The organism is Frateuria sp. sgz306004 (assembly GCF_057750885.1).
Genome location: NZ_JBYLFE010000007.1, coordinates 95,699 through 120,927 on the forward strand (window position 1 = coordinate 95,699; position 25,229 = coordinate 120,927).

The following is a 25,229-nucleotide window of genomic DNA, read 5'->3' on the forward strand; positions in this document are numbered from 1 at the left end:
CGTCACGCCAGCGCGTTCCTTCGCGCCGCCTTCGCAAAGTGCCCAGCCATCCAAGGCCGTCGCGAAGCCCCACGCCACGGCGCTCCGGCCGCGGCATCCACTGCCAAGTGAATTCGTGCGCGTGCGCGCGTCAGTTCCAGATCATGCTCGCCGCACGACGACGGCGCGGCCGGCACAGCGCCAGCAACTGGCGCGGCAAGGCCGGCTCCAGCACCAGCAGCACCACCAGCGGCGCGCCCACCAGCCAGAAGGCCGGCGTCCAGCCCAGTGTGCGGGTGTGCGCAGGCACCAGGGTGGTGAGCAACAACAATCCACCGGCCAGCAGCCACAGCAAGGCGCCGCCGAGCAGGCGTTCGTGATGGGTGGCATCGGTACGGCGCATGGCGAAGGTCCGGTGAGTGGCGTTGGGCACAGCCTGCCGCGCGTCGGTCTCAAAACCTGCGATGGGCACAACGGCGCGGTTTGCCGGGTGTCGGCAGGGCGCGCGAGGGCCGGGTAAAATGGGCGGTCGGATAGGCCTGGACGCCAGTCGCCCGGGCATCGAAATCACCAAGGAGTGCGCATGAGTGCAGGACAGTTCGCGGTGTTTGGCCACCCCATCAGCCATTCGTTGTCGCCGCATATTCACCAGGCTTTCGCCCGCCAGTTCGGGCTGGAGCTGGAATACCGCACCATTGACGCCGCACCGGCCGCGTTCGAGGCGGCGGTGCGCGAGTTCTTCGCTGCGGGCGCGCGTGGCGCCAACGTAACCTTGCCGCACAAGGCGGCTGCTTTTGCACTGGCCGACGAAAGCACCGAAGCCGCGCGCCGCGCTGGCAGCGCCAACGTGCTCACCGCCCTGCCCGGCGGTCGCCTCGCTGCCCACAACACCGACGGTGCGGGCATGGTGCGCGACATCACCGAGCGTCACAGCGTGGACCTGCGCGGCCACACCGCCCTGCTGCTTGGCGCCGGTGGCGCTGCGCACGGCGTGGCCTGGTCGTTGCTGGATGCGGGCGTGGAAACGCTCACCATCGTCAATCGCACGCCCGAAGCGGCCGATGCGCTGGCCGATGCCATCGGCGAACCCGCGCGCGCCCATACGCGCTATTGGGAGGATCTCGCGGACCTCGGCGCGTTCGACCTGATCGTCAACGCCACCTCCGCCGGCGTGCTGGGCAAGTCGCTGGACCTGCCGTTCGCCATCGTGGGCAACCGCGCGTTGTGCTACGACCTCTCCTACGGCAAGGCCGCCCTGGATTTCCTCGCCTGGGCCCGCACGGCCGGCGCACGCTACGCCTTCGATGGCCTGGGCATGCTGGTGGAAACCGCCGCCGATGCGTTCGAGCTGTGGCACGGCCAGCGTCCTGACACCGACCCCGTGTACGCACAGCTGCGTCAGCAATACGGCTGACGCGATGGCGCGATGAGCACACCGCTGTCCTGCCGCGCCGGTTGCGGCGCCTGCTGCATCGCGCCGTCGATCTCCTCGCCGATCCCTGGCATGCCGAACGGCAAGCCGGCAGGTGTGCCTTGCGTGCAACTGACAGACGACCTTCGCTGCAAGCTGTTCGGCCAGCCTGAGCGGCCGGCCGTGTGCGGCGGCCTGCGTCCGGAAGCAAGTATGTGCGGCGTCACGCGCGAGCGTGCGCTTGCGTATCTTGCGGCGCTGGAGCAGGCAACGCGTTAGGGCTGACGAACACGCACGCTTGGGCGTACGCAATCGGCATTCCATACGGCCGAATGTCCACGAGCTTCTTCACTCGTGCTAGCGTGCGCGGCGCAGGGGGCACATTGCGGGGAGTGAGCGTTATGTTGCCTGTGGGGATCGTCCGCCAACGCTTGGCGGTTGCCGTACTGTTGTGCCTGTCGTTGGGTAGCGTGGCCGCGCCGTTGAAGGCTGATCCGGTGATTGGCGCGACCGGCGTGGTCGTGGCCGATCCGGGCGTGCCGCGTCCGCCGGGTCAGCCGTGCGTGGTGACCTTGTTCACCAACGACAGCTTCGATGATTTCGGCACGCGTCCCTTCAGCTACACGCCGCCGGCATCCTGCGGTGGGCCATGGGCAAAGGTGGTGCTGGAGGCCGATTTCTCGGTCACGGCAGGCCGCCAATACGATCGCACCGCCACGCTGTGGCTCAACGGCGTGAACCTCTACTTCGGCACCACCCAGGAGCCCTCCGCCACCGTCTCGCCGGCCTGGCACGTGGAGCGCGACCTCACCGATTACAGCAGCCTGTTTCAAGGTGCCGGGCAAGGCCAGGCCATCATCGGCAACCTGGTCAACAGCACCTATACCGGTGTGATCCATGGCAGCGCGCGCTTGCTGTTCTACCCCGCATCGGCGCGCGCCCGCGCGGCCGACGTGCCCGATGCGGTGTACCCGCTGGGCAGCGACCCGGTGGGCAGCACGGTCAGCCTCAACACACCGACCGATACGCTTTCGCGCACCCTCACCCTGCCGCTCAACGTGGAGCGCGTCTACCTGGACGTGTTCACGCAGAGCCAGGGCGGCGATGAGTTCTGGTATACCTGCGTGCCCAATACCTATGCCGCGCAAGTGCAGGAATGCGGCGGCGGCAATTTCCGCGAGGCGGAAATCAGCATCGACGGCCAGCCGGCCGGCGTGGCGCCGGTGTATCCCTGGGTCTACACGGGCGGCATCGATCCGTATCTGTGGCGGCCGACGCCCGGTGTGCAGACCTTGAATTTCATGCCTTACCGCGTGGACCTCACGCCGTTCGCCGGCCAGTTGAGCGACGGCACGCCGCATCAGGTGTCCTTGCAGGTGGCCGGCGCGAACAATTCGTTCTCGGCCACGGCGGCACTGCTGGTGTATCGCGATGCCCACGCCAAACAGGTCACTGGCAAGATCACCCGCAACACCCTGGTGGGGCAGGCACCCACGCCGGTGATCGGCAGCACGTTGGCGACCGATGCCAGCGGCAACGTCACCGGAGCGATCACCACCAAGCTGGATCGTCGCTTCGTCATCGAGGGCTACGTGCAGACCTCGCACGGGCGCGTGACCAGCACGGTCACGCAGAACGTCGGCTTCGATGACAGCCAGACCTTCACCATCAACGCCAGCACGTATCGCCAGCAGACCGCCCAGCGCACCTGGGTGGACAGCGTCAGCAGCACGCGTATCGGCGGCTTCCCGGCCATCGAGCGCCACCAGCGCTACGAGTATCCGTTCTCGCTCGACTACAACCAGGTGGTGGGTAGCGACGGCAGCACGACGGCGGCCAGCACCATCCACCAAGGTTATGCACAACGCGGCGAGCAGCGGCTGTTCGGCCTGCCGGCCTATGGCTACGACGTGCATAACCATGTCGATAGCGCCGATACCCTGGTCTTCGACGCCAGCGGCGCCTTGACCAGCCACAGCGGACAGCAGAGTTCGCAGAACTTTGCGTTCCGCGATACGCGCGGCAGCTGCTACCGCACCGAACTCACCACGCAAAGCGGCGCCCTGGCCAGCTACCGCACGGGCAAGGGCTGCACCGACCAGCAGAACCGCGTGTCCTGGTTTGCGCATCCGGATGGGTCGCCGGACAGCAGCGTGCTGCCGGGGCACTGATCCCGGTTTGGCAGTCGACGCGGCGGTGCCGCGTCGACTGTGATGTACATCACGTTTGACGGCATGGGCAACATCTCGGACATATCTGTTCACTAAGCTGGCGCGCCCCGCGGGCGCACGGTTGCGCCGGCCCCTCCTCTCATTCGTTGCGTCGCCCATGTCCATCGTTGCTTCGCGTCATACCCAAGGCATTGCCCGCTATACGTTTCTGATTGTGTTGTTGTTGATGGTGGCGGCGGCTGGGTTCCTCTACTGGCGCTTGCGCAGCCTGGCCGATGCCGATGCCCCGCTAGCGCCGGTGGTCGTGAGCAGTGGGCCGGTGGTGCGAGAGGGTGCGGCCACCGACGAATTGCTGCAGCATGCGCGCGACGCCATCGCCGCACGTCGACTCGTCGCACCCGCCGGCAGCAACGCCTTCGAGTTCTACCTGGCCGTGCTCAAGCGCGAGCCGCAGAATCGGGTGGCGCAAGATGCTTTGCGCGAAACGTTCCCGTTCGCCGCGCAGGCCACCGAGCAGGCCATCGATGCCGGCAACGCAGAGGAGGCGCAACGTGAGATCGAGTTGCTCACCCGTGCCGATCCACAGAACTACACCTTGACCTTGTTGCGCGCCAAGTTGCAGGCCCAGCAGGATGCACAGGCGCTGGCTCAGCGTACGCCCACGCCGACACCCGCTCGTCGTGAGCAGGCGCCGGCTACGCCGGCACCGAGCGCGGTGGTGGCTGCGTCGCCGGCGGTCGCCGCGCCCGTGCCCGCTGCCGTGCAGGCACCTGCCAAGCTGGCGGCAGCGCAACCCAACGAGTCGCCGCTGTCCAAGCTGCATGTGGAATCCACGCCGGTGGAGGCAGCACCGCGCCCGGCGGCCAAGCCGCGCGCGACGACCCCGGCGCCGGTCGACGCCACGGCGGGTGCGTCACCGGTGCTCACGCATCGCGTGGAGCCGGCCTACCCTGCCGAAGCCCGCCGTGCGAGGCGCCAAGGCTGGGTGGATGTGGTGTTTACCGTGCAGCCGGATGGCAGCGTCAGCGGCGCCAGCGTGGCCGACGCCGATCCAAAGTATGTGTTCGATCGCGCGGCGCTGGCGGCGGTATCGCGCTGGCAGTTCGCGCCCAGCACGCAGGAAGGCAAGCCGGTGGCCGCGCAGGTGCGTCAGCGCATCGAGTTCCGACTCTGAATCGGGCGTGATGACCATCGCGCTCTTCAGTGAGCCATGGTTTGGACGGCTGTTTGAAGTCATATCCCTGACATGAAATGTCGATAGCGTGACAGTTCCGCCGGGACGACTGGATTCAGACGCTCCTGCGCGCGGGGTCCATTCGACAGGGTGTCATGTCTCCTCTAGCGTCTATCGCGCCGCGCAAGCGGGCGCTTTTGGCTGTGTCCGTGGTAGCGGTTTTGGTGGTGGCGGCGCTGGGAGGCTGGTGGGCGTTTGGCGCGCACGGCAGCAGTGCGGCAGCGGGCGCGGGTGCCCAAGCGGGCGCTGCGAAAGACGATAGCGGCGTGAGCATCCTGCTCGACCTGGCCAAGACCGCGGTGAACGAACACCGCCTGGTGGCGCCGGCCGGCAGCAATGCCTATGAGTTCTACCTCAGCGTGTTGCAGCTCGATCCCAGCAACGCCACCGCGCAGGAACAACTGCACGATGCTTTCCCCAACGCCTCCGCCGAGGTGGAGCGCGCGATCAACGACAACAATCTCGACGAGGCGCAGCGCGAGCTTGCGTTGCTGCGCGAGTTCGACAGCACCAACTACATTCTCTCCCTGCTCGGCGGCAAGCTGGATGCGCAGCGACAGATCCAGATTCGCAAGGACGAAGCACGCGCGGCCGCCATACAGGCGCAGCAGCGTTCGGCCAATACCGGCTCAATGCTCTGAGCAGGCAGGTTAGCGCAGCAGTGGTCCGGCCTTCTTGAGCAATAGCTCGACCAGTTCGGGCTGCATGTAGTCCTAGCGGTCGGGAATATCCAGGCACAGCACCCGCTTGCCGCGCATGTGCGCGCCAAAGCGGGCCTGCAGGCGACGCTTGTGCGCCGGCTCCATCACCACGATGAGCTGCGCCCATGCAACCTGCTCGACACCGAGCGGTGTTTCCGCGTCAGCGGCAAGGCCGGCCGAATCGACCTCCAGCTGCGGCCACGCGCCGAACACCGCGGCGGCGGTGGGGCTGCGCAACCGATGGCGGCTGCACAGGAACAGGACGCGACGTGTGCTCACAGTGCGGCGAGGTACTCGTCTTTCAGGCGCACGTAGTGATCGGCCGAGTAGTGCAGCTGCTCGATCTGCTTGTCGCTGAGCACGCGCACCCGCTTGGCGGGGTTGCCCAGCCACAGTTCGCCCTCGCCCACCACCTTGCCCGGCGGAATCAGGCTGCCCGCCCCGACAAAGCCATGCTTCTTCACCACCGCGCCATCGAGCACGGTGGCGTGCATGCCGATCAGGCAATAGTCCTCGATGGTGCACGCATGGATCACCGCACCGTGGCCGACCGTGACGCCTTCGCCGATGACGGTGGGAAAGCCGCCCGGCGAATACGGGCCGTCGTGCGTCACGTGGATCACCGCACCGTCCTGCACGTTGCTGCGCGCGCCCACGCGGATGTAGTGCACATCACCACGCAGCACGGCGCCGGGCCAGATGGAGACGTCATCGGCCAGCTCCACCGCCCCGATCACCGTGGCGGCGGGGTCGACGTAGACGCGCTGATGCAGGGTGGGCCAGATGCCCTTGTATTTGCGGATCGGTTCCATCGCGCAAGTTTAGCGCCGATACCCTTGTGCCTGTGCTTCCAGCACTTTCTGGGTGTGGCGATAGCCGGTGTCGATGGCGCGTTGCCAGTCCTTCCAGTCCAGCATGCCGATGTGCTCCAGCGGCGGCGTGATCAATAGATCGGCACGCTCGCGGCGATGCTCGCTGGGGCCTTCGCTGTTCACCATGGCCGCGCGCACCAGGGTGGACATCAGCCCTGGCCGCTGGATGGCCCGCCCACCCAGCAGCAGGCGCCACCACGGCGGCGTGGCGAATTCTTCGGCGGTGGTAAGCAGGGAAATCTCCGCGCGGATATCGAGCGCGGTGAGGTGCATCACGCCATCCTCGGCCATCACATCGGTGGGCAGGTTGTTCACCAGCGCGCCATCCACGTACACGCCACCCTGGTGCAGCACCGGCGGCAGCACGCCCGGGATGGCGCTGGAGGCGCGCAACCACAGCCACAGCGGACCATGGCGATGCACCACCATGCCCTCGCCGGAGAGGCTGGTGGAGATGCAAAAGAACGGCAGCGAGAGATCCTCGATGGCCAGCGCGCCAAAGGTGCGTCGCAGCATCACGGCCGCGCGTCGACCCCGCGTCAGCGCCACCACCGGCACCGTCCAATCCGACAGCGGGCGCCCTTCCACGAAATCGCGGCGGAACGATTCCACCATGGCGTCCAGCTCCCAGCCAGCCGCTACACCCGCGCCGATGATCGCGCCGATGCTGGTGCCGCCCACGGCGTCAAAGCTGTAGCCGGCCTCCAGCAGGGCGCGCAGCGCGCCCAGATGCGATACGCCGCGCGCACCGCCACCGGCCAGCACCAGGCCGCGCGCGTGCCCGCTCACCTGCCGCGCCAGGCGCGCCATGTCGTCACGGCCGCCCACGTGGTGGTGCTGCAGGTCGCCGTCGAACTGCGCGCGCCAGCGCTGCGCGGCACCCAGGCTGGGCTGGCGTCCGGGGTGCAGCAAAATCAGGTGGCGCGGTCGGTAACCGGCGCGCTCAGGCTGCATGGGCGCGGCTTCCGGCCAGGCCCGGGCGGCTTGCGCGGCCATCGCCGGCAGCAGCAACACGTCGGCCTGGCGCAGGCAGCGCTGGCGCCATAGCGGGTCGCCGGTGCAGTCCAGGTAGATCACGAAGCGCGCCTGCGCCTCGCGTTCGGCGAACCAATCACTGCCGCGATTGGCGCCGTGCTCGGCGTCGATCACCGCGCAGGTGCCCACGTGCTCCAGCTCCATCGCCAGTTGCATGGCGAGCGAGCGTGCCGGTACGTCCGCGCTCACCGGCAACAAGGCGAACGTGCGCGCGGTGCCCGGGTTCTCGTCGCCGCGCATGCGCTCCTGCAGCCGCGCGATCGCCACCCGCGCCACGCCGAGCATGGCCTGTGGATAACGTCGCGCCAGGTCTTCGTAGGCATCCAGGTCCAGCCGCAGCAGTTCGGTGTCACGCAGGGCGCGCGCCGTATGCTGGCGGCCTTCGCCGGTGATCAGGCCGATCTCGCCCAGGCTGTCGCCAGCGGCCACCAGGCGCACGCGCCGGCCCGGCCCGGCAAACACGCCCAGGCTGCCGCTGACCACCAGGTACAGCGCATCGGCCGGGTCGCCCTGATGGAACAGGCTGCGCCCGCCAGGTAGGGAAAACCATTGCAATTGAGGGAGCAGCGCGGCGAGCACATCCTCGCCCAGGTGCCTGAACACGTCGCTTCGACGCAGCAGGGCGGAGAAATCAGGGGTCGACATGGCGCGATGGTACGGCGCGCCTCATGACAGTTCGTGAGCGTTGGCGGCGCTGCGTGGCTTGATTTCGGCGGGGTCGCTCGCCACGCTGGCGGCCGACCTGATAGGCGCAGGTACCCAAGGAGATTTCATGGAACACCCCAATCCGCTGCTGGCCGACGATGCACTGCCGGCGTTCTCGCAGATCCGCCCCGAGCAGGTGACACCCGCCATCGATACCTTGCTGGCCGATTACCGGGCCGGTATCGAGGCGCTCACCGCCCCTGGCGCAGCGCATGATTTCGCCAGCGTGATGCTGCCGCAGGAACGCCTGGAGCAGCGCCTGGCGCGCGCCTGGGCGCCGGTGGGTCACCTGCATTCGGTGGCCGACAGCGAAGCGCTGCGCGAGGTGTATGGCCCGGCCGAGGAAAAGCTCACCGAGCACGCCATCGAAGTAGGCCAGAACCGCGCGCTCTACCAGGCCGTGCAGGCGTTGGCCGACGCACCGGACTTCGCCAGCTTGCCGCGCCCGGAGCGTGCGCTGGTGGAACACGCCTTGCGCGACTTCCGTTTGTCCGGTGTAGCGCTGGAGGAGCCGGCGCGTTCGCGCTACCGCGACATCGGCGTGGAACTGAGCCGCCTGTCCACCGAGTTCTCCAACGCCGTGCTGGACGCCACGGATGCCTGGCACGAGCACATCACCGACGAGCGCGACCTGGCCGGCGTGCCCGAATCCAGCCTCGCTGTGCTGCGTCAGTACGCCAAGGAACAGGACCTTGAGGGCTACCTCGTCACCCTCAAGCAGCCCAGCGTGCAGGCTGTGCTCACCTATGCCGACAACCGTGGCCTGCGCGAACGTGTGTACTGGGCCTACCAGACGCGCGCCTCCGACCAAGGGCCGCAGGCCGGCAAATACGACAACAGCGCGCGCATTGAACGCATCATGGCCCTGCGCCACGAAGCCGCCCAACTGCTGGGCTTTGCCAACGCCGCCGAGGAATCGCTGGCGACCAAGATGGCCGACTCGCCCACCAAGGTGATGGAGTTCCTGCACGACCTGGCCGTGCGCGCCAAGCCGGTGGCGCGCACTGAGCTGAGCACGCTGCGCGATTTCGCTACCAAGGAACTCAAGCTCGACAACCTCGAATCCTGGGACGTGGCCTACGCTTCGGAGAAGCTGCGCCAGCAGCAGTACGACCTGGACGAAGAGCAGCTCAAACCCTACTTCCCGTTGCCGGCGGTAATCGATGGCCTGTTTGGCCTCACCCAGCGCCTGTACGGCATCACCCTCAGTGCGCGCGACGGCGTGGACGTGTGGCATCCGGACGTACGCTATTACGACATGCGCGACGCCGATGGTCGCGTATTCGCCGGCGCCTATGTCGACCTCTACGCGCGCAACGGCAAGCGTGGCGGCGCGTGGATGGACGTGTGCCGCGCCCGCTTCCGCGACGGCGAGCACGAGCAGCTGCCGGTGGCTTTCCTCACCTGCAACTTCGCGCCGCCCACCGAAGGTCGCCCCGCGCTGCTCACCCACGACGACGTGCTTACGCTGTTTCACGAGTTCGGCCACGGCCTGCATCACTTGCTCACCGACATCGCCCTGCCCTCCATCGGCGGCATCGATGGCGTGGAATGGGACGCGGTGGAACTGCCCAGCCAGTTCATGGAGAACTTCGGCTGGAACCGCGAGGCGCTGGATCTATTCGCGCGTCATTACGAAACCGGCGAACCCCTGCCCGAGGCTTTGTTCCAGCGCATGCTGGCCGCGCGGCATTTCCACGCCGGCCTGTTCCTGGTGCGCCAGCTCGAATTCGCCATGTTCGATTTCCGCCTGCACCTGGAGTACGACCCCAGCCAGGGCGCCCGCACCATGGCCGTGCTGGAAGAAGTACGCCACGACGTGGCCGTATTGCACCCGCCGGCGTGGCAGCGCTTTCCGCACGCGTTCTCGCACATCTTCGCGGGCGGCTATGCCGCCGGTTACTACAGCTACCTGTGGGCTGAACTGCTCAGCGCGGACGCCTTCGGCGAATTCGAGGAACACGGCGTGATCGACCGCGCCACCGGCGAGCGTTTCCGTCGCGAGGTGCTGGCGGTGGGCGCGAGTCGCCCGGCGCTGGAAAGCTTCATCGCCTTCCGCGGTCGTGCGCCGCAGCCGGAGGCGCTGCTCAAGAGCCACGGCCTGCTGTGAGGCATCGCCCGTCGCTCCTGCGGGAGCGACGGGTACAATGGCCGCATGAAAATCGCTTCCTGGAACGTCAATTCGCTCAAGGTGCGCATGCCGCACCTTACCCAATGGCTCGCCGACGCCAAGCCCGACGTGGTGGCGCTGCAGGAAACCAAGCTGGAGGACACCAAGTTCCCGGTGGATGAGCTGGCCGCGGCCGGCTATCGCGCCGTGTTCTCCGGCCAGAAGACCTACAACGGCGTGGCCCTGCTCGCGCGCGCCGATGCGCATGGCGAATTCGCCGATGTGGTCACCGATATTCCCCACCTGGACGATCCGCAGCGGCGCATCCTGGCCGCCACCATCGGCGGCGTGCGCGTGGTGGATCTCTACGTGGTCAACGGCAAGGCCGTAGGCGACGAAAAATACGCCTACAAACTCGACTGGCTGGCCAAGGTGCGCGACTTCCTCGAAGGCGAGATCGCACGTCACCCCAACCTGGTGGTGCTGGGCGATTTCAACATCGCGCCGGACGACCGCGACGTGTACGACGCGGCGACCTGGGGCGAGGACATCCTGTGCTCGCCGCCCGAGCGCGAGGCGCTCAAGCGCATCACCGATCTGGGCCTGCACGACAGCTTCCGCCTGTTCGAACCGGCCGGCGAGCACTTCAGCTGGTGGGACTATCGCCAGGGTGCGTTCCGGCGCAACATGGGCTTGCGAATCGACCTGATCCTGATCGCCGAGGCGCTCAAATCCAAGGCCACCGAGGCCACTATTGACCGCACGCCGCGCACCTGGGAGCGCCCGTCCGATCACACGCCGGTAACGGTGAATCTGGATATCTAAAGGCGAGCCCTTCACCGTGCTCATTGGCGGAACGGCGGGCATGAACGCCACGCAACAAGGCAACGAATGAATACACCCAAGACCGACTGGCCCAGTTCGCTGGACGACAACGAACTCGACGAACTGGACCAATACCTGCGCACACACGTGGGCGAGGGCGACCTGCTGCTCGACGGCGTGCATGGCCTGCTCTCTGCGCTGGCGGTGGGGCCGACGCACGTGCTGCCGGAGGAATGGTTGCCCGAGGTGCTGCACGAACCTTTCGCCGACGAGAGCGAAGGCAATCGCGTGCTCGCCCTGCTGGCCAAGCTCAACGACTCCATCGGCGCCGAACTGGATGTGGACGCGTACGAGCCGATCCTCGGCGAGATCGATACCGAAACCGGCCCGGTGCTGTCAGCCGCCGGTTGGTGCGAAGGCTTCAGCCGTGGCATCGACCTGCGCGCCGGTCTGTGGGAAAAGCGCCTGGCCGACGATCCGCAGCTGATGGAAATGCTGGGCCCGGTGATGGCGCTGGCGGTGGACGAGGGCATCCTCAACGCCGAAGCGGAGTTCGAAAAGCTCACCGACGAGGAATACGACGAATGCCTGGCGCAGGTACCCGGCGTGCTCGGCGCGGTGAATCACTACTGGCAGCAGCATCCGGTGACCGAGGCCGAGATCGAAGCGGCCGTGCGTCCCGCCGCGGAGGACGACAGCCAAGCGCCACCGCGCCAGCGCAGCGGTCACTGGGTGCACTGAGCGCAGGTGCCGCGCGCCACTGGCGCTGTGAGCGAACAATCCGTTCCCCGTTCGGGTCTTGGGCGGACTCGCGCGCAGCGCCATCATGCGTGGCAGTCCACCTTTCTGGAGACCTGCCATGACTGACCGCCGCATTGTTCGCCGCATCCGCGGCATCGACACCTCCGATGGCGCGGGTGTGAAGCTCAAGCGCGTCATCGGCCAGCCCGGCCTGGACATGCTCGACCCGTTCCTGTTGCTGGACGAGTTCCGCTCCGACCAGGCGGGCGACTACATCGCCGGCTTCCCCGAGCATCCACATCGCGGTTTCGAAACCGTGACCTACATGCTCGCCGGCCACATGAAGCACCGTGACAACCACGGCAACAGCGGCGACCTCACCCCGGGCAGCGTGCAGTGGATGACCGCCGGCCGCGGCATCCTGCATTCGGAAATGCCCGAGCAAGAAGACGGCCTGATGTGGGGCTTCCAGTTGTGGGTGAACCTGCCGGCGAAGGACAAGATGATCGCGCCGCGCTACCAGGACATCGGTCCCGAGCGCATTCCGGTGGTGCATCCGGCCGAGGGCGTGGAGGTGAAGGTGATTGCCGGTGCCTTCGGTGGCGCAGTGGGCCCGGTGGAAGAAATCATCACCCAGCCCATCTACCTGGATATCGCGGTGCAGCCGGGCGCGTCGGTCAGCGTGCCCCTGCCTGAAGGCCACGCCGGATTTGCCTACGTGTTCGAAGGCAAGGAGGCCGAGGTGGCTGGCGAGCCCCTTGCACGCAGCGAACTGGCCGTGCTCACCCGCAGTGGCACGCTGGAGATCCGTGGCCTCGACGGTGCCGCCCGCGTGCTGCTCGTGGCTGGCCATCCGCTTAACGAAAGCGTCGCCCGCTATGGACCGTTCGTGATGAACACGCCCGAGCAGATCCACGAGGCGATTGCGGACTTCCGCGCCGGCAAGTTCTGAGCCGTGGCCCGGAGCGCGGGCCATGGGCGGCAGATCGCTCCCGGCCCGCGCTTTTTTCGACCCTGCCTCAATCTCCGCCCGCCACCGCCGTTAACCCTTTTGCAGTAGGGGGAATCCGGTGGCGGCGGCACGGTTGGCGCGATCGATGCAACGTCATCCGTGCCAGCCGTCGGGTTCACAGAATCAACGATGTAGCCCCAAAACCGGCTTGTAAGAAGATGTCATTCCGTCGTTAAATTCGGATTAATCCAAAGGGGTGCAACCAGCTGTATCATCAATTTACAGCTCCTTGCGAAGATTCATACTCTAAGTAGTTGTTTTTACTGCCATGAATGCCCTGATTACACTCGTTGTCCTGGCCTTGATCGCGACTTTCGCGACCGCCCTCAAGCGTGTGCCGGCCGACCAGGTGTTTAGCCTCTACCGCAGGGGCAAGCCCAGCCGGTTGCTGCAGCCGGGCCTGCACATGACCCTCCCGCTGATCGATCGCGTGGAACACCGCCTGCCCTTGAATGGCCAAGTGCTGCGCTTCGAGGAGCTGCTGCCCAATGCCCACGACGTGCGCGGCACGGTCTACTGGCAGGTGCTGGAGCCCGAGCGCGCCGAAAAGGTGATCGAACAGGCCGACCAGCTCATTCGTGGTGGCGCGCTGGCCGCCTTGCGCCAGGAGCCGGAGGCCTATGCCGCCGATTGCCGCGACCTGGGCACCCGTCTCAAGCAGAGCATGAACGGTGCGCTGCGCGAGCAAGGCATGATGGTGACCCGCGTGGAGCTTGAATTCGCCTGACCGATGTTGCACGGTCAGGCCCTGGCGAAGGCTGCCCCAAGAGCACCCGCCACAGGGGCATTGCACAAACCCGCTACGGCGGGTTTTTCTTTGCGCTGGCGTCGGGACCGCTACGCCCGGATACTTGCGGCCCTCGATTTTCCAAGGTGTTTCCCATGACCTCGCGCCACGAACTGCAAACCCGGCTGGAACGCGGCATCGCCTCGCTGGGCCTGCAATTGCCGGCCGAAGCGGTGGAGCGCCTGCTCGATTACCAGGCGCTGCTGGCGCGCTGGAACGCCACCTACAACCTCACCGCCGTGCGCGATCCGCTGGAGATGGTGAGCCGCCACCTGGTCGATTCGTTGGCCATCCTCCCCTACGTGCAGGGCCGCAGCCTGGCGGACCTGGGCACCGGCCCCGGCCTGCCCGGCATCCCGCTGGCCATCGCCGCGCCGGGGCGCGAGGTGTTGCTGGTCGATTCCAACGGTAAAAAGGTGCGTTTCCTGCGCGAAGCCATCCGCTCGCTCAAGCTCGAAGGCGTGCGCGCCGTGCAGTCGCGCGTGGAAGAGGTGGAAGGCCAGTTCGACTGCATCACCGCCCGCGCCTTTGCCAGCCTGGCTGACATGCTGACCTGGGGTGGTCATCTTTTGACCAAGGAGGGCACCTGGCTCGCCATGAAGGGCAGGCATCCCGAGGAGGAACTGGCCGGCGTGCCGGCAGGTTTCGAGGTGCGTGCCATCCATACGCTGGCGGTGCCGGAGGTCGGCGGCGAACGTCACCTGGTGGTGATCGGCCGTACAGGCGGATGATCAGGCTGTTAATCTAGCCCCCCTTTTCCTTTGTTCACGGTATCGACGACACCATGGCCCGCATCATCGCTGTCGCCAACCAGAAGGGCGGCGTCGGCAAGACCACCACCGCCGTCAACCTCGCCGCCGCGCTGGCTGCTGCAAAGCGCCGCGTGTTGCTGGTGGATCTGGACCCGCAGGGCAATGCGACCATGGCGTCGGGTGTGGACAAGCGCGTAGCCAAGCCCAACGGCTGCGAAGTGCTGCTCGATGAGGCACCGATCGAACAGGCGGTGGTGAAGACCGAAGCCCATTACGACTTGCTGCCTGGCAACGGTGACCTCACCGCCGCCGAGATCAAGCTGATGGATGCGATCGCCCGCGAGAGTCGCCTGAAGGATGCGCTCGCGCGCGTAGCCGACCGCTACGACACCGTGCTGATCGACTGCCCGCCCTCGCTGCACCTGCTCACGCTCAACGCGCTGGCGGCAGCCAATGGCCTGCTCATTCCGGTGCAGTGCGAATACTTCGCGCTCGAAGGCCTCTCCAGCCTGCTCGACACCGTCAAGGCCGTGCGCCAGCGCCTGAATCCCGCGCTGGAGATCGAAGGCCTGCTGCGCACCATGTACGACGTGCGCAACAACCTCGGCAACGAAGTCTCGGCCCAGCTCACCCAGCATTTTGGCGACAAGGTGCTGCGCTCCATCATTCCGCGCAACGTGCGCTTGGCCGAGGCACCCAGTCACGGGCAGCCGATCCACCTGTACGATCGCAGCTCGCGTGGCGCGATCGCCTACATTGGCCTGGCCGGTGAAATCATTCGTCGCGAGCGCGGCCAGCATCTGCCCGCCGCTGGCGACCACGCGGCTGACCACACGAGCGACGTGGCTGGCGTGGAGCTGCATGACGCCGACGACGAGACGCTCGACGACACCGTCGACATCCATCAGGAGTAAGCATGTCCGCTGCGAAAAAACGGGGCCTGGGACGTGGGCTCGATGCGCTGCTGGGTGGTGGTGCCGACGAACCGGGCAAGCCCTCGGTACTTGAGCAGGAAGGCGAGCTGCGCACCCTGCCCATCCAGCAGATTCAGCCCGGCAAGTACCAGCCGCGCCGCCATTGGAACGATGAAGCGCTGGATGAACTGGCCGCCTCCATTCGCGCCCAGGGCCTGATCCAGCCGGTGGTGGTACGCGCCATCGGCAAGAACAGCTATGAGTTGATCGCCGGTGAGCGCCGCTGGCGCGCCGCCCAGCGCGCGCAACTGCACGAGCTGCCGGTGCTGGTGAAGGACGTGCCGGAAGTGGCCGTGCCGGCCATGGCGCTGATCGAGAACATCCAGCGCCAGGACCTCACCCCGCTGGAAGAAGCCGACGCGCTCAAGCGCCTGATCGACGATTTCGACCTTACCCACCAGCAGGCGGCAGACGCCGTGGGCCGCTCGCGCGCGGCCGTGTCCAACCTGTTGCGCCTCACCGAGTTGCCGGTGTCCATCAAGCGCCTGCTCGACGAGGGCAAGCTGGAGATGGGCCACGCGCGCTGCCTGATCACCCTGCCCGAAAGCCTGGCCGAAGGCCTGGCTCTGGAAGCCTCCCGCCACGGCTGGAGCGTGCGTGAGCTGGAGGAAGCCGCCCGCCGCGCGCAGACCGAGCCCAAGGGCAAAGCCAAAAGCACACATGGCCGCGATCCCAACGTGGACGCGTTGGAGCGCGAGCTGGCCGAACGCTTCGCCACTCGCGTGGAGCTTGCGCAGGGCCGTGGCGGCAAGGGCAAGCTGGTGATCCATTACCACAGCAATGACGAGTTGGAAGGCATCCTCGGCAAGATCCGCTGAGGCTCGGCCGCGGGGTTGCGGCATACCCGACCCCGCCCATCGCCCCCACATGGTTGGGCCGCGTGATCGCCCGCTCCCGCTCCTGCGCCCGCGGCGAAGCGTGCGCGACCCTGACGCCAGGCCTTTCAGCCACTAGAATGGCGCCCTGGCGCCACGCGCCCCCCTGTTTAGAGACAAGGCCTTCCCCATGCCCCTACTGTCCGTCGTCGTGCCGGTGTTCAACGAGCGCGACAACATTCCGCCGCTGCTCGCCGAAATCGCCACCGCCCTGCGCGGCAAGATCGATTTCGAGATCATCTACGTGGACGACGACTCCAGCGACGACAGCGTGGCTGTACTGGCTGCCGAAAAGGCCAAGTACCCGGAGCTGCGCATCGTGCGCCACCTCACCCGCAGCGGGCAGAGCACCGCGGTGTGGAACGGCGTGCGTGCGGCGCGCTCGCCGTGGATCGCCACGCTCGACGGCGATGGCCAGAACGATCCGGCCGATATTCCCAAGTTGCTGGCCTCGCGCGATGGCGCGGCGCCGGATGTGCGCCTGTTCGCCGGCTGGCGCACCACGCGTCGTGACAGCTTCAACAAGCGCATTTCGTCCAAGATCGCCAATGCGGTGCGCTCGCGCATGCTCAAGGACAGCACGCCCGATACCGGCTGCGGCCTCAAGCTGTTCGATCGCGACGTGTTCCTGCGCTTGCCCTACTTCGACCACATGCACCGCTATCTGCCGGCGCTGGTGAAGCGCGCGGGCTTCCAGAGCACCAGCGTGCCGGTGGGCCATCGCCCGCGCACGGCGGGTACGTCCAAGTACGGCATGCTCGATCGCCTGTGGGTGGGCTTGGCCGACCTGCGTGGCGTGGCGTGGCTGATGCGCCGTGGCAAGGTTACCCAGGTCGAAGAAATCTGAATGACGCGGCCCGCTTGGCGGGCCGTTTCATGACGGGTCCTTCATGGGCGTATGCTGATGATCCTCCGTTGCTGGAGGCCGCCCGCCCATGAGTATCGCCGTCAAGCGCGTTTACGATCCGCCCAGTCGGAACGATGGCTATCGCGTGCTGGTGGATCGTCTGTGGCCGCGCGGGCTCACGAAGGAAGACGCCGCGCTCGACGCCTGGAGCAAGGAACTGGCGCCTTCGGCCGCGCTTCGCAAATGGTTCGGTCATGACCCGGCGCGATGGGAGGGCTTTCGCCATCGCTACGCGGGCGAGCTGGATGCCGCCGCCGAGCATTGGCGCCCGCTGCTTACGCAGGCCGCCCGTCATCGGGTCACCCTGCTCTACGGCGCCCGCGATGAAGAGCACAACAACGCTGTTGCCTTGAAGAGCTACCTGGAGCCCTTGCTCAAGGACCACGGCCCGCCGTGAGCGAGGGCCTTCACCGTCAGCGCTGGCGATGCATCGGCTGCCACTGCGCCAGCGCGCGACGCGCCTGCTCGCGCCCCGTTTCGATCAGCTCGCGGGCGCGATAGAACTCGTAGACCATGGCGACGTTGCGCGGCATGCGGATCAAAAGATCCGGCTCGTACGCGGCCAGGCGCAGGCGAGAGAGATTGGCCTGCATCAGGTCCATCGATTGAGTGAGTAGCTCCATCATGCCCGGCTCGCGCGGCTTGTCCGCACCGTGTGGCATCAGCTTGCCGATGAAGTCGCCGATGCGTGCGCGGTAGCTATCCGGCTCGCTGCTCTCGGTGGCCGTCAACTCGTCGGGTGTGCCGGGATCGGGCGGCCCGTCCAGACTCACTGCGAACAGGTAGTCCGCCGTTTCGCGGATCAACGGCGTCACCGGCACCGGGTTCAGCAAGCCACCGTCGACCAAGGTGCGATCGGCCAGTGTATGGGGGCGAAACACCGTGGGTATGGCGATGGACGCGCGAATGGCATCGAACAACGAGCCACGCGTGAGCCACACCTCGCGTTCGCGCTCCATGTCGGTGGCGACGGCCGTGTAAGCGAGCGGCAGATCTTCGATCAAGGCGTCGCCCACCAGTGCGCGCAAGGTGTCGATGATGCGCTCACCCTTGATCAGACCGCCGCCGGAGAGGGTCCAGTCGACGAGCTTGAGCACGTCCATCTTGGCGAGTGCGGAGACCCAATCGCGATACACCTCCAGCTTGCCGGCTGCATAGATGCCACCGATCAGCGCGCCCATCGAGGTGCCGGCGATGGCGACGATCTCGTAGCCTTGCGCTTCGATCTCCTCGATGGCGCCAATGTGGGCCAAGCCTTTGGCACCGCCGGAACCTAGCGCGAGCGCCACGGTCGGTTTGCGTGTGGCGACGCTTTCAGCAGGCAAGGCAGAGGATTCGGCGATGTCGGTAGGGCTCATGGAGGAACGCTTGCCTGGAGCACGGGGACGCGCTCTAGCGTCGCCCCCTCGGCGTCCCTTGGCAAGCCGCCGAGCGTCAGCGTGGCGGCTGCTGGTAGCCGGTGAGCGCCAGTTGCAGCTGGATCTTCATCTCTTCGCGCAGCGACAGCGGCGCCACCACCTCCGCATCAGGACCGTACTTGAGCACGTCCATCAGCAGTTCCTTGGAGTTGGAGTACGGCACCTGCAATTCGAAGCGCCCGTCGGGCAGCCACTCGCCCTTCTGCTGCGAATGCCAGTGCTCATCCGCCACCCAGCGCGCGGCGTGCTGAGAGAAACGGATGGTGGCCCAGGCCTTGGGCTTGCCGGCGAAGATGCCATAGCTGGAGGCGAGCGCGTCGTTCAGCTCGTTCTCCGGCACATCGCGGGCGGCGTCATCCAGCGCCTGCGGTTCGGCGATGCGGTCTACCGCAAAGCTGCGCAGTGCTTCGCGGTCGTGGTCCCACACGTCCAGGTACCAGTTGTCGCGGTAGTGGGTCAGGCGTTGCGGCGACACGCGGCGATGGCTGTCACTGTTGGTGGTGCGCGCGCGATAGCGGAAGCGCAGTTGCTTGCGCTCGAGCACGGCGCCGGCGACCACGCGGAATACCTGCTGATCGAGCTTGCGTTCGCCCCAGGCGATCACACGGATGCGCTCGATAGGCAGCGCCTTGCCGCTGCCTTGGTCGGACAGCAGGTGCTCGATGCGCGCCTTGAACGGCGCCAGCGCACCGGCCAGCACGCCCGGGCCACTGCGACCGATCAATTCGTTGAGCGCCAGCAGCGCGGCCAACTCGTCGGAGGTCAGCCACAAGCCGGGCAGTTCAAAGCGTTCACCCTCGCCCGCCGCATAGCGGAATGCGGCATGCTCGCCGCCCGCGCTCTCGATCGGTGCGCCCAGCGCATCGCGCAGGAACGCCACGTCGCGATAAAGCGTCGCGCGGGAGCACTCCAGCTCGTCCATCAGGCGAGGGAGGGGCACAGGGTAATGCGCCGACTTGAGCAGTCGGTGCAAGGTCAAAATGCGCTCGTAACGATCCATGAAATGATTTTCGACGGCAGCCTCCGCGTAGCATGCGCACCGTGGGCAGCCTCCGCAAGTACAACCTACGGTGGAAGCGCGCGGAATCACGCGGCAGTCATGCCCTGATGATCTGCTCTTCACGCACAGACGACAGAACCCTTATGAAGCCACGAAACGACGCCCAAACCGAGGCCGCCCACGAAGGCCTGCATCGCGCTTCGGCTATCCCACCACGCGCCTTGCCGACCACCTTGCTGCACGTGGCGTCCTCTGGCGGCTTCGGTGTGTGGATGCTGCTGGGATTGTGCATGGCGGTGGGTGTGTATCCGGCCGGTCGCGGCGAGGCACTGGTGCCGCTGGCGCTTGGCGCGGTGCTCATTGGCGTGGGTTTGCTCTGTGCCTGCGTGAGAGCGCGATGGATGCCGAACTGGCATGGATGGCACATCGGCCCGGGTTCGCGCCCCACGCGCGATGCGTTGGTGGCGCTGTCCACCATTCTGCCGGTGCTGGCGGTGGCCGGCCTGGCGCGTGGCGATAACGCATTCTGGGTCACGCGACTAGCCGCGGCTGCGCTGGCGGTGTGCAGTCTGACCACCCTTATCGTCACCGCTTTCGGGGATGCTCGCCGACGCGTACCCGCCATGGACCTACGCCTCGCCACGCAATTGCCGCTCAGCCGCGTCATCACCGCCGCTTATGCTGGCGGCCTGTGGCTATGGCTTTGCCTGGCGGGTCAGGACAGTGACGGCATCACCACGCTTAACTGGATCATCGTGCTGCTGATGTTGGCGCTATTGCGCGGGTTGGTGGAAAACCTGCGCTGGCAGGCGGTCCTGCTGCGGCTGCCAGGCGCGCCGAGCCGCCTGGAGCTGCAGCCTCGCCGCTACCTGGCCGCCGCCCTGGAATACGCCGTGCCCTGCGCCGCCCTGCTGCTGGCCAGTTTCGACGATGGCCGCCTGTTGGCCGCTGCCGTGGCCGCCCTGAGTTGCCTTTGGGGCATGGGCATCGAGCTGAGTTTGTATGATGGGGCCCTGGCGGCCCTTCCGGACGATCGCTGACCGGCCCACCTGACGCGTCGCGTCGGGGGGCGCGGGCCCCTGTTCACAGGCAGTTCAAATCGCCCCGTTAAGGTGGCGGCCTGTTGTTGTTTAACGAAAAAGGAACAATCCCCCATGAAGAAGACCCTGATGGCGGGCGCCTTGCTCGCTGCGCTGGTGAGTTTTGGCGCACAGGCCGATGATGCCCCGGCTCCTGCTTCCAACCCGGCCGACAACGGTGGTTGGACGGGTTCGGGTGAGTTCGGTTTCGCCTCCTCCTACGGCAACTCCCGTTCGGAGAACATCAACGCCAAGCTCGGCCTGAGCCAGGAAAACGACCTGTGGAAGAACAACTTCTTCCTCAACGGCCTGCGCTCCAAGGGCGAGGTGCAGGTGGTGGACCAGTCCACCGGTGCCGAGATCGGTCGCCTCACCACCACGGCCAACCGCTACGACACCGGCGCCTCGGTGGGCTACAAGCTCGATCCGCGTAGCTACATCGTGACCGCCGCGCGTTACGAGCATGACGATTTCGGCGCCAACCTGTGGCAGGGCATCGTGTCGGTCGGTTACGGCTACATCGCGTTGAAGACCGAGCGCACCGAGCTGTCTTTCGAAGTCGGCCCCGGTTACAAGCGCTATCGCCCGGCTGACCTCACCGAGGAAGTGAACGGTGTGAACACCACCGTGCGCCAGGATTCGCAGAGCGAAGTGGTTGGTCGTGGCCTGATCAACTACAAGTACCGCCTCACCGACAACACCGCGCTGGAAGACACCCTGCTGATCGAAGCGGGCTCCAAGAACAAGTACTACCAGAACGACATCGGCCTGTCGGTCAGCATGACGCGCAAGATGGCGCTCAAGCTGGGCTACCAGATGCGTTACAACAGCGACGTGCAGGTCAACACCAAGCACACCGATACGCTGCTCACCACGAATCTGGTCTACAACTTCTGAGTTGGCGTTAGACCTGATGCAAAAAGCCCCGCCATTGGCGGGGCTTTTTTTAGGGGACAGTCACCGCCCTCAGTGGCCGAGCAGCGTCCTCGCACCCTGTGCAAACAACGCCTCCGCCACCTCCAGGCCCAGCGCGGTGGCGCGATCGCCATTGGCCTCGGACTCCGCCAACAGCAGGCGGCCGCTGTCGACATCACCCACCATGCCGCGTAGATGCAGCCCGCGCTCGGTCACCGTGCACCATGCGCCCACCGGCACCGTGCAACTGCCGCCCAGTGCCTGATTCATGGCGCGCTCGGCGGTCACCGCCAGGCGCGTCTGTGCATCGTCCAGCGCGGCAAGCAGGTCGAGTACGCCCGCTTGGTCGGCGCGCGCTTCAATGGCAATGGCGGCCTGACCCGGTGCCGGTAGCCAGTCGGGTGCACTGAGGCGGCTGCGGATGCGGCTCGCCAAGCCCAGCCGCTCCAACCCGGCGCAAGCGAGCAGGATGGCGTCGTAATGGCCTGCATCGAGCTTGGACAGGCGTGTACCCACATTGCCCCGCAGGTCGAGCAGGGTCAGGTCCGGTCGCACCGCACGCAGTTGCGCCTGGCGGCGCAGCGACGAGGTGCCCACGCGCGCACCCAGCGGCAGTGCGGCAAGGTCGGCGAAGTCGTTGCTCACGAAGGCATCGGCGGCATCGGCACGCGGCAGGATGGCCGGCAAGGCAAAGCCCGGCTCCAACTCCGCCGGAACGTCCTTGAGCGAGTGCACAGCCAGGTCCGCGCGCCCCTCCAGCATCGCCACTTCCAGTTCCTTGAGGAACAGGCCCTTGCCGCCGATGGTGGCCAGCGGCTTGTCCAGGATCTCATCGCCGCGCGTGGACATCGGCACCAGTTCCACCAGCAGCCCGGGATGCGCCAGGCGCAGTTCGGCGGCGACGTGTTCGGCCTGCCACAGGGCGAGCGCGCTCTTGCGGGTGGCGATGCGCAGGGTCGATGGAATCATGGATATCTCATGGAGCGCCGCGCCGTCGCGACGGTGGGCCGCTATTGTCGCGTAATTGCGGCAGCGGGCGCAGGGGGTGCGAGGCCACCATGACGTCGCACGGCGCTCACCCCATGCGCAACAATCGGCGCAGACCCGGCAGGTTGCGGCGACTCACCTCGGGCGTGAGTTCGGTGCCGCTCAGGCGCGCCAATACGCGACCGTCAGCCAGGGTCTTCAAGCCCACCAGTCGCTGTGTTGGTACGAGGCAATTGCGATGCAGGCGGGTCAGCGCCTGTGGATAGGTTTCCTCCAACTGGCGCAGCGAATCTTCCAGCAGAAGCTGACCACCGCGGTGCTGCACCACCACGTACTTTTCTTCGGCCAGTAGGCACACCACGTCGTCCAGCGCCACGCGGACCTGCTCGCCACCGAGGCGGCCATGCAGGTAGTTCACCGACTCGCGCGGCGTTTGCAGCAGGCGCTGCTCCGCGCGCTGCAAGGCTTCTTGCAGACGTTCCAGCCGCACTGGCTTGAGCAGGTAATCCACCGCGCCCAGCTCGAAGGCATGCAGGGCATGGTTCTCGTAGGCGGTGCAAAACACCACCTGCGGGCGCTTGCGGGCGGCCAATCGCTGGGCCAGCGCGGTGCCGCTCATGCCGGGCATGTTGATGTCCAGCAGCAGCACGTCCGGCTGTGTCTCGTCGAGCATGCCCAGCGCGGTCTCCGCATCGCCCACGCTGCCGGCGATTTCCACGTTCGGGCATTCGCCCAGCAACGCTGCCAGGCGGGCGCGGGCCAAGGGTTCGTCGTCAACGATCAGGACGCGCATGCTCGGGTTCCGGAAGCTGCAGGCGGACGATAAAGCGACCCTTCACCGGCCCGGCGGACATGCGCGCGTGCGTGCCATAACGATAGGCCACGCGCTGGCGCACGTTGTCCAGGCCATGCCCATGGCCGCCGGGGCCGGGCTCGGCCGGGCAAGGGTTGTCGATTTCGATGACGATGCCACCGCGTTCGTGGTGACCACGCAAGATCACTTCGCCGCCTTCGCGCATGGGCTGTATGCCATGGCGCACTGCGTTCTCCACCAGTGGTTGAAGCAGCAGGCGAGGCAGCGGAAAGTCGGCCGGCAGGCTATCCAGCTCGCGCCGCACGCGCAGACGCTCGCCCAGGCGCAGTTGCTCGATGGCGAGGTAACGATCGACCAACGTGAGTTCTTCACCCAGGGTGCCGTCGCGCGAGCCGTGCTCCCCCAGCGCCGCGCGAAATAGCTCGGACAGGTCTTCCACCGTTCGCTCAGCGGCGGCGGGGTCGACTCGCACCAGCGCGGCTACGGTGTTCATGCTGTTGAACAGGAAGTGGGGCCGGATGCGCGCCTGCAGCGCGGCCACTTGCGCGGTGGCTACGGCGGCCACGCGTGTCTGCCACTGCGCCTGCAGGTAGAAATAGCGCAGCATGGCCGCGCCCAGCAGGGCCGCGATGGCACTGTTGTAGCCCACGAACGTGCGCGCCGTGTCGCCTAGCAGCTCCATCTGCAAGGCATTGTCCAGCCAGTGCACCAAGGCGCTTGCCGCCGCCACGATCAACACCATCACCAGCCACACGCCCGCATAGGGCAATTGCCAGGGCAGGCGCTGCAACAGCGGGCGCAGCTTGCAAAGCGCCACGCCTACGACCAGCGCCAGCCAACAGGCGAACAGCATGCCCATGCTGTAGCCGCGCCAGCCATGGGCGTTGTTGGGGGCCAGCCACATCACCGTCACCGTGATGGCGCCGACCACCAGCAGCGCGAACACTACCGGCGCGCTGCAGAAATCCGGCAGCAGCGGGGGTTCGGCCCGACGAGGCGTGGCGGTATCGGTGGCGGTATCCGTCATGCGGCGAAGTATGCCGCATGCCTGGGCGTTCTCAGGCGACCAGGCGCACGCCCATCCATTGCCGCAGGTCGGCTACTTCTTCGGCGCAAACCGAATGCGGCATCGGGTAGGTGTGCCAATCCACTGGATAGCCCAGCCCCTTGAGCAGGTCGCGCGAGGCGACGCCACGGGTGAGCGGCACGATGGGGTCGCCGGTGCCGTGGCCCCAGAAGATCGGCGCATGGGCATTGGCCGCGCTGCGTTCACTCGACAGGGAATCTTGCAGTGGCAGATAGGTGGACAGCGCGACGATACCCGCCAGGCGCTGGGCGTGGCGCAGGCCAGCGGACAGCGCAATGGCGCCGCCCTGCGAGAAGCCCGCCAGCAGAATGCGCTCGGCGGGCACGCCACGCTCGTTCTCGCGAGCGATCAATGCGTCCACGCTGGCGACCGAGGCGCGCATGCCGCTTTCGTCTTGGCGAGAGACCAGATCGACGCCGGCGATGTCGTACCACGCGCGCATGGGCATACCGCCATTGACGGTGACCGGCCGCACCGGCGCATGAGGGAACACAAAGCGCAGCGCCGGCCACTCGGGCGCTACCAACTCGGGCACGATCGGGGCGAAGTCGTTGCCGTCGGCGCCCAGGCCATGCAGCCAGATCACGCTATGGGTGGGATGGGGCGCAGTTTCGGTTTCGACGGTCGGCAGGATCATGGGGTCTCGCGAGGGGATATGGGGCTTGGGAAAGGATGCCTCATGGGCGCCCCGAAAGAATCCCCAAACGCGCGAACACCCCATCGGGACGACAAGGAAACGCTCCCCTGCCCGACCAGGGTAAATGTCGCGGCGTTTCCTTTGAACCGATACCTTCGGCGCTTGCCTGGCGTGGCGCCTTGGCTATGCTGCGGTGTTTTG

At 66.7% G+C, this 25,229-nt stretch carries 27 protein-coding genes; 17 read left to right on the top strand and 10 right to left on the bottom strand.

Translation table 11 applies throughout. The features are described from left to right. Window positions 1-130: 130 nt before the first annotated feature. The gene (locus tag AC3G2C_RS15645; RefSeq protein ID WP_488385559.1) at window positions 131-382 is read right to left on the bottom strand and encodes a hypothetical protein; all 252 of its coding nucleotides are present in this window, start codon (window positions 380-382) and stop codon (window positions 131-133) included. Between the two features lie 180 nt (window positions 383-562). On the opposite strand from AC3G2C_RS15645, the gene aroE reads away from it, so the two are divergent. The 5 genes from aroE (at window position 563) to AC3G2C_RS15670 (ending at window position 5,436) form a co-directional block, all read left to right on the top strand. Continuing rightward, complete coding sequence (gene aroE, locus AC3G2C_RS15650; RefSeq protein ID WP_488385560.1) at window positions 563-1,393, top strand: shikimate dehydrogenase; 831 nt, start codon at window positions 563-565, stop codon at window positions 1,391-1,393. A gap of 12 nt (window positions 1,394-1,405) precedes the next feature. Continuing rightward, a complete protein-coding gene (locus tag AC3G2C_RS15655; protein WP_488385561.1) occupies window positions 1,406-1,669 on the top strand; it encodes a YkgJ family cysteine cluster protein in 264 nt (87 codons plus the stop codon). Between the two features lie 122 nt (window positions 1,670-1,791). Continuing rightward, the gene (locus tag AC3G2C_RS15660) at window positions 1,792-3,561 is read left to right on the top strand and encodes a peptide-N4-asparagine amidase (RefSeq protein ID WP_488385562.1); all 1,770 of its coding nucleotides are present in this window, start codon (window positions 1,792-1,794) and stop codon (window positions 3,559-3,561) included. Window positions 3,562-3,718: 157 nt separating this feature from the next. Then, window positions 3,719-4,735 (top strand): energy transducer TonB, encoded by a 1,017-nt coding sequence (locus AC3G2C_RS15665; protein ID WP_488385563.1) that lies wholly within the window; start codon window positions 3,719-3,721, stop codon window positions 4,733-4,735. A gap of 209 nt (window positions 4,736-4,944) precedes the next feature. After that, window positions 4,945-5,436, top strand: a complete 492-nt coding sequence (locus AC3G2C_RS15670) for a hypothetical protein (protein ID WP_488385564.1) — start codon at window positions 4,945-4,947, stop codon at window positions 5,434-5,436. Window positions 5,437-5,508: 72 nt separating this feature from the next. Here the strand turns inward: AC3G2C_RS15670 and AC3G2C_RS15675 are convergent, their stop codons facing one another. The 3 genes from AC3G2C_RS15675 to AC3G2C_RS15685 are packed head-to-tail and all read right to left on the bottom strand — an operon-like array spanning window position 5,509 to window position 8,048. After that, a complete protein-coding gene (locus tag AC3G2C_RS15675; protein WP_488385565.1) occupies window positions 5,509-5,775 on the bottom strand; it encodes a phosphotyrosine protein phosphatase in 267 nt (88 codons plus the stop codon). After that, the gene (locus tag AC3G2C_RS15680) at window positions 5,772-6,308 is read right to left on the bottom strand and encodes a gamma carbonic anhydrase family protein (RefSeq protein ID WP_488385566.1); all 537 of its coding nucleotides are present in this window, start codon (window positions 6,306-6,308) and stop codon (window positions 5,772-5,774) included. The genes AC3G2C_RS15675 and AC3G2C_RS15680 overlap by 4 nt, the downstream gene beginning before the upstream one ends. A 9-nt stretch (window positions 6,309-6,317) precedes the next feature. After that, complete coding sequence (locus AC3G2C_RS15685) at window positions 6,318-8,048, bottom strand: patatin-like phospholipase family protein (RefSeq protein WP_488385567.1); 1,731 nt, start codon at window positions 8,046-8,048, stop codon at window positions 6,318-6,320. Between the two features lie 127 nt (window positions 8,049-8,175). Here AC3G2C_RS15685 and AC3G2C_RS15690 point away from each other — a divergent pair, with 127 nt between their 5' ends. From AC3G2C_RS15690 to AC3G2C_RS15735, 10 genes are all read left to right on the top strand, one after another. After that, the gene (locus tag AC3G2C_RS15690) at window positions 8,176-10,218 is read left to right on the top strand and encodes a M3 family metallopeptidase (protein ID WP_488385568.1); all 2,043 of its coding nucleotides are present in this window, start codon (window positions 8,176-8,178) and stop codon (window positions 10,216-10,218) included. Window positions 10,219-10,263: 45 nt separating this feature from the next. Further along, window positions 10,264-11,043 carry an exodeoxyribonuclease III gene (gene xth, locus AC3G2C_RS15695; RefSeq protein ID WP_488385569.1) on the top strand — a complete coding sequence of 260 codons (780 nt, stop codon included), beginning with the start codon at window positions 10,264-10,266 and terminating at the stop codon, window positions 11,041-11,043. Window positions 11,044-11,109: 66 nt separating this feature from the next. Next, window positions 11,110-11,784, top strand: coding sequence for a YecA/YgfB family protein (locus tag AC3G2C_RS15700; RefSeq protein ID WP_488385570.1), 675 nt, complete (start codon window positions 11,110-11,112; stop codon window positions 11,782-11,784). Between the two features lie 118 nt (window positions 11,785-11,902). Then, window positions 11,903-12,736, top strand: a complete 834-nt coding sequence (locus tag AC3G2C_RS15705) for a pirin family protein (RefSeq protein ID WP_488385571.1) — start codon at window positions 11,903-11,905, stop codon at window positions 12,734-12,736. Window positions 12,737-13,064: 328 nt separating this feature from the next. Beyond that, the gene (locus tag AC3G2C_RS15710; protein ID WP_488385572.1) at window positions 13,065-13,523 is read left to right on the top strand and encodes an SPFH domain-containing protein; all 459 of its coding nucleotides are present in this window, start codon (window positions 13,065-13,067) and stop codon (window positions 13,521-13,523) included. A 155-nt stretch (window positions 13,524-13,678) separates the two neighbouring features. Beyond that, on the top strand, window positions 13,679-14,314 hold the full coding sequence (gene rsmG / locus AC3G2C_RS15715) for a 16S rRNA (guanine(527)-N(7))-methyltransferase RsmG (RefSeq protein ID WP_488385573.1): 636 nt from the start codon (window positions 13,679-13,681) through the stop codon (window positions 14,312-14,314). A 53-nt stretch (window positions 14,315-14,367) separates the two neighbouring features. Further along, window positions 14,368-15,249, top strand: coding sequence for a ParA family protein (locus tag AC3G2C_RS15720; RefSeq protein ID WP_488385574.1), 882 nt, complete (start codon window positions 14,368-14,370; stop codon window positions 15,247-15,249). 2 nt (window positions 15,250-15,251) lie between these two features. Next, window positions 15,252-16,127, top strand: a complete 876-nt coding sequence (locus tag AC3G2C_RS15725; protein ID WP_488385575.1) for a ParB/RepB/Spo0J family partition protein — start codon at window positions 15,252-15,254, stop codon at window positions 16,125-16,127. 187 nt (window positions 16,128-16,314) lie between these two features. Continuing rightward, window positions 16,315-17,031: a glycosyltransferase gene (locus tag AC3G2C_RS15730; RefSeq protein WP_488385576.1), complete on the top strand. Its 717-nt coding sequence runs from the start codon at window positions 16,315-16,317 to the stop codon at window positions 17,029-17,031. Window positions 17,032-17,119: 88 nt separating this feature from the next. Next, entirely contained in the window at window positions 17,120-17,488 is a 369-nt protein-coding gene (locus tag AC3G2C_RS15735) for a DUF488 domain-containing protein (protein ID WP_488385577.1), read from the top strand. A gap of 16 nt (window positions 17,489-17,504) precedes the next feature. Here AC3G2C_RS15735 and AC3G2C_RS15740 read toward each other — a convergent pair whose 3' ends face one another. Together AC3G2C_RS15740 and AC3G2C_RS15745 are read right to left on the bottom strand one after the other, a co-directional pair. Further along, window positions 17,505-18,449, bottom strand: a complete 945-nt coding sequence (locus AC3G2C_RS15740; protein ID WP_488385578.1) for a patatin-like phospholipase family protein — start codon at window positions 18,447-18,449, stop codon at window positions 17,505-17,507. 76 nt (window positions 18,450-18,525) lie between these two features. Beyond that, window positions 18,526-19,509: a helix-turn-helix transcriptional regulator gene (locus tag AC3G2C_RS15745; protein ID WP_488385579.1), complete on the bottom strand. Its 984-nt coding sequence runs from the start codon at window positions 19,507-19,509 to the stop codon at window positions 18,526-18,528. A gap of 143 nt (window positions 19,510-19,652) precedes the next feature. Here AC3G2C_RS15745 and AC3G2C_RS15750 point away from each other — a divergent pair, with 143 nt between their 5' ends. Continuing rightward, window positions 19,653-20,549 (top strand): hypothetical protein, encoded by an 897-nt coding sequence (locus tag AC3G2C_RS15750; protein ID WP_488385580.1) that lies wholly within the window; start codon window positions 19,653-19,655, stop codon window positions 20,547-20,549. Window positions 20,550-20,663: 114 nt separating this feature from the next. Then, entirely contained in the window at window positions 20,664-21,485 is an 822-nt protein-coding gene (locus tag AC3G2C_RS15755; RefSeq protein WP_488385581.1) for a DUF481 domain-containing protein, read from the top strand. 69 nt (window positions 21,486-21,554) lie between these two features. On the opposite strand, the gene hemC is transcribed toward AC3G2C_RS15755, so the two are convergent. The 4 genes from hemC to AC3G2C_RS15775 all read right to left on the bottom strand — a co-directional run bounded on the left by hemC (window position 21,555) and on the right by AC3G2C_RS15775 (window position 25,028). After that, window positions 21,555-22,472, bottom strand: a complete 918-nt coding sequence (hemC, locus tag AC3G2C_RS15760) for a hydroxymethylbilane synthase (RefSeq protein ID WP_488385582.1) — start codon at window positions 22,470-22,472, stop codon at window positions 21,555-21,557. Window positions 22,473-22,578: 106 nt separating this feature from the next. Beyond that, on the bottom strand, window positions 22,579-23,283 hold the full coding sequence (locus AC3G2C_RS15765; protein WP_488385583.1) for a LytR/AlgR family response regulator transcription factor: 705 nt from the start codon (window positions 23,281-23,283) through the stop codon (window positions 22,579-22,581). Then, a complete protein-coding gene (locus AC3G2C_RS15770; protein WP_488385584.1) occupies window positions 23,264-24,331 on the bottom strand; it encodes a sensor histidine kinase in 1,068 nt (355 codons plus the stop codon). The genes AC3G2C_RS15765 and AC3G2C_RS15770 overlap by 20 nt, the downstream gene beginning before the upstream one ends. A 31-nt stretch (window positions 24,332-24,362) precedes the next feature. Next, window positions 24,363-25,028, bottom strand: coding sequence for an alpha/beta hydrolase (locus AC3G2C_RS15775; RefSeq protein WP_488385585.1), 666 nt, complete (start codon window positions 25,026-25,028; stop codon window positions 24,363-24,365). Window positions 25,029-25,229: the final 201 nt, after the last annotated feature.

What these genes read in the sequence shown, in the direction of transcription:
- AC3G2C_RS15645 (WP_488385559.1), bottom strand. Translation starts at nt 382, where the DNA reads ATGCGCCGTACCGATGCCACCCATCACGAACGCCTGCTCGGCGGCGCC.
- aroE (WP_488385560.1), top strand. Translation starts at nt 563, where the DNA reads ATGAGTGCAGGACAGTTCGCGGTGTTTGGCCACCCCATCAGCCATTCG.
- AC3G2C_RS15655 (WP_488385561.1), top strand. Translation starts at nt 1,406, where the DNA reads ATGAGCACACCGCTGTCCTGCCGCGCCGGTTGCGGCGCCTGCTGCATC.
- AC3G2C_RS15660 (WP_488385562.1), top strand. Translation starts at nt 1,792, where the DNA reads ATGTTGCCTGTGGGGATCGTCCGCCAACGCTTGGCGGTTGCCGTACTG.
- AC3G2C_RS15665 (WP_488385563.1), top strand. Translation starts at nt 3,719, where the DNA reads ATGTCCATCGTTGCTTCGCGTCATACCCAAGGCATTGCCCGCTATACG.
- AC3G2C_RS15680 (WP_488385566.1), bottom strand. Translation starts at nt 6,308, where the DNA reads ATGGAACCGATCCGCAAATACAAGGGCATCTGGCCCACCCTGCATCAG.
- AC3G2C_RS15685 (WP_488385567.1), bottom strand. Translation starts at nt 8,048, where the DNA reads ATGTCGACCCCTGATTTCTCCGCCCTGCTGCGTCGAAGCGACGTGTTC.
- AC3G2C_RS15690 (WP_488385568.1), top strand. Translation starts at nt 8,176, where the DNA reads ATGGAACACCCCAATCCGCTGCTGGCCGACGATGCACTGCCGGCGTTC.
- xth (WP_488385569.1), top strand. Translation starts at nt 10,264, where the DNA reads ATGAAAATCGCTTCCTGGAACGTCAATTCGCTCAAGGTGCGCATGCCG.
- AC3G2C_RS15700 (WP_488385570.1), top strand. Translation starts at nt 11,110, where the DNA reads ATGAATACACCCAAGACCGACTGGCCCAGTTCGCTGGACGACAACGAA.
- AC3G2C_RS15705 (WP_488385571.1), top strand. Translation starts at nt 11,903, where the DNA reads ATGACTGACCGCCGCATTGTTCGCCGCATCCGCGGCATCGACACCTCC.
- AC3G2C_RS15710 (WP_488385572.1), top strand. Translation starts at nt 13,065, where the DNA reads ATGAATGCCCTGATTACACTCGTTGTCCTGGCCTTGATCGCGACTTTC.
- rsmG (WP_488385573.1), top strand. Translation starts at nt 13,679, where the DNA reads ATGACCTCGCGCCACGAACTGCAAACCCGGCTGGAACGCGGCATCGCC.
- AC3G2C_RS15720 (WP_488385574.1), top strand. Translation starts at nt 14,368, where the DNA reads ATGGCCCGCATCATCGCTGTCGCCAACCAGAAGGGCGGCGTCGGCAAG.
- AC3G2C_RS15725 (WP_488385575.1), top strand. Translation starts at nt 15,252, where the DNA reads ATGTCCGCTGCGAAAAAACGGGGCCTGGGACGTGGGCTCGATGCGCTG.
- AC3G2C_RS15730 (WP_488385576.1), top strand. Translation starts at nt 16,315, where the DNA reads ATGCCCCTACTGTCCGTCGTCGTGCCGGTGTTCAACGAGCGCGACAAC.
- AC3G2C_RS15735 (WP_488385577.1), top strand. Translation starts at nt 17,120, where the DNA reads ATGAGTATCGCCGTCAAGCGCGTTTACGATCCGCCCAGTCGGAACGAT.
- AC3G2C_RS15740 (WP_488385578.1), bottom strand. Translation starts at nt 18,449, where the DNA reads ATGAGCCCTACCGACATCGCCGAATCCTCTGCCTTGCCTGCTGAAAGC.
- AC3G2C_RS15745 (WP_488385579.1), bottom strand. Translation starts at nt 19,509, where the DNA reads ATGGATCGTTACGAGCGCATTTTGACCTTGCACCGACTGCTCAAGTCG.
- AC3G2C_RS15750 (WP_488385580.1), top strand. Translation starts at nt 19,653, where the DNA reads ATGAAGCCACGAAACGACGCCCAAACCGAGGCCGCCCACGAAGGCCTG.
- AC3G2C_RS15755 (WP_488385581.1), top strand. Translation starts at nt 20,664, where the DNA reads ATGAAGAAGACCCTGATGGCGGGCGCCTTGCTCGCTGCGCTGGTGAGT.
- hemC (WP_488385582.1), bottom strand. Translation starts at nt 22,472, where the DNA reads ATGATTCCATCGACCCTGCGCATCGCCACCCGCAAGAGCGCGCTCGCC.
- AC3G2C_RS15765 (WP_488385583.1), bottom strand. Translation starts at nt 23,283, where the DNA reads ATGCGCGTCCTGATCGTTGACGACGAACCCTTGGCCCGCGCCCGCCTG.
- AC3G2C_RS15770 (WP_488385584.1), bottom strand. Translation starts at nt 24,331, where the DNA reads ATGACGGATACCGCCACCGATACCGCCACGCCTCGTCGGGCCGAACCC.
- AC3G2C_RS15775 (WP_488385585.1), bottom strand. Translation starts at nt 25,028, where the DNA reads ATGATCCTGCCGACCGTCGAAACCGAAACTGCGCCCCATCCCACCCAT.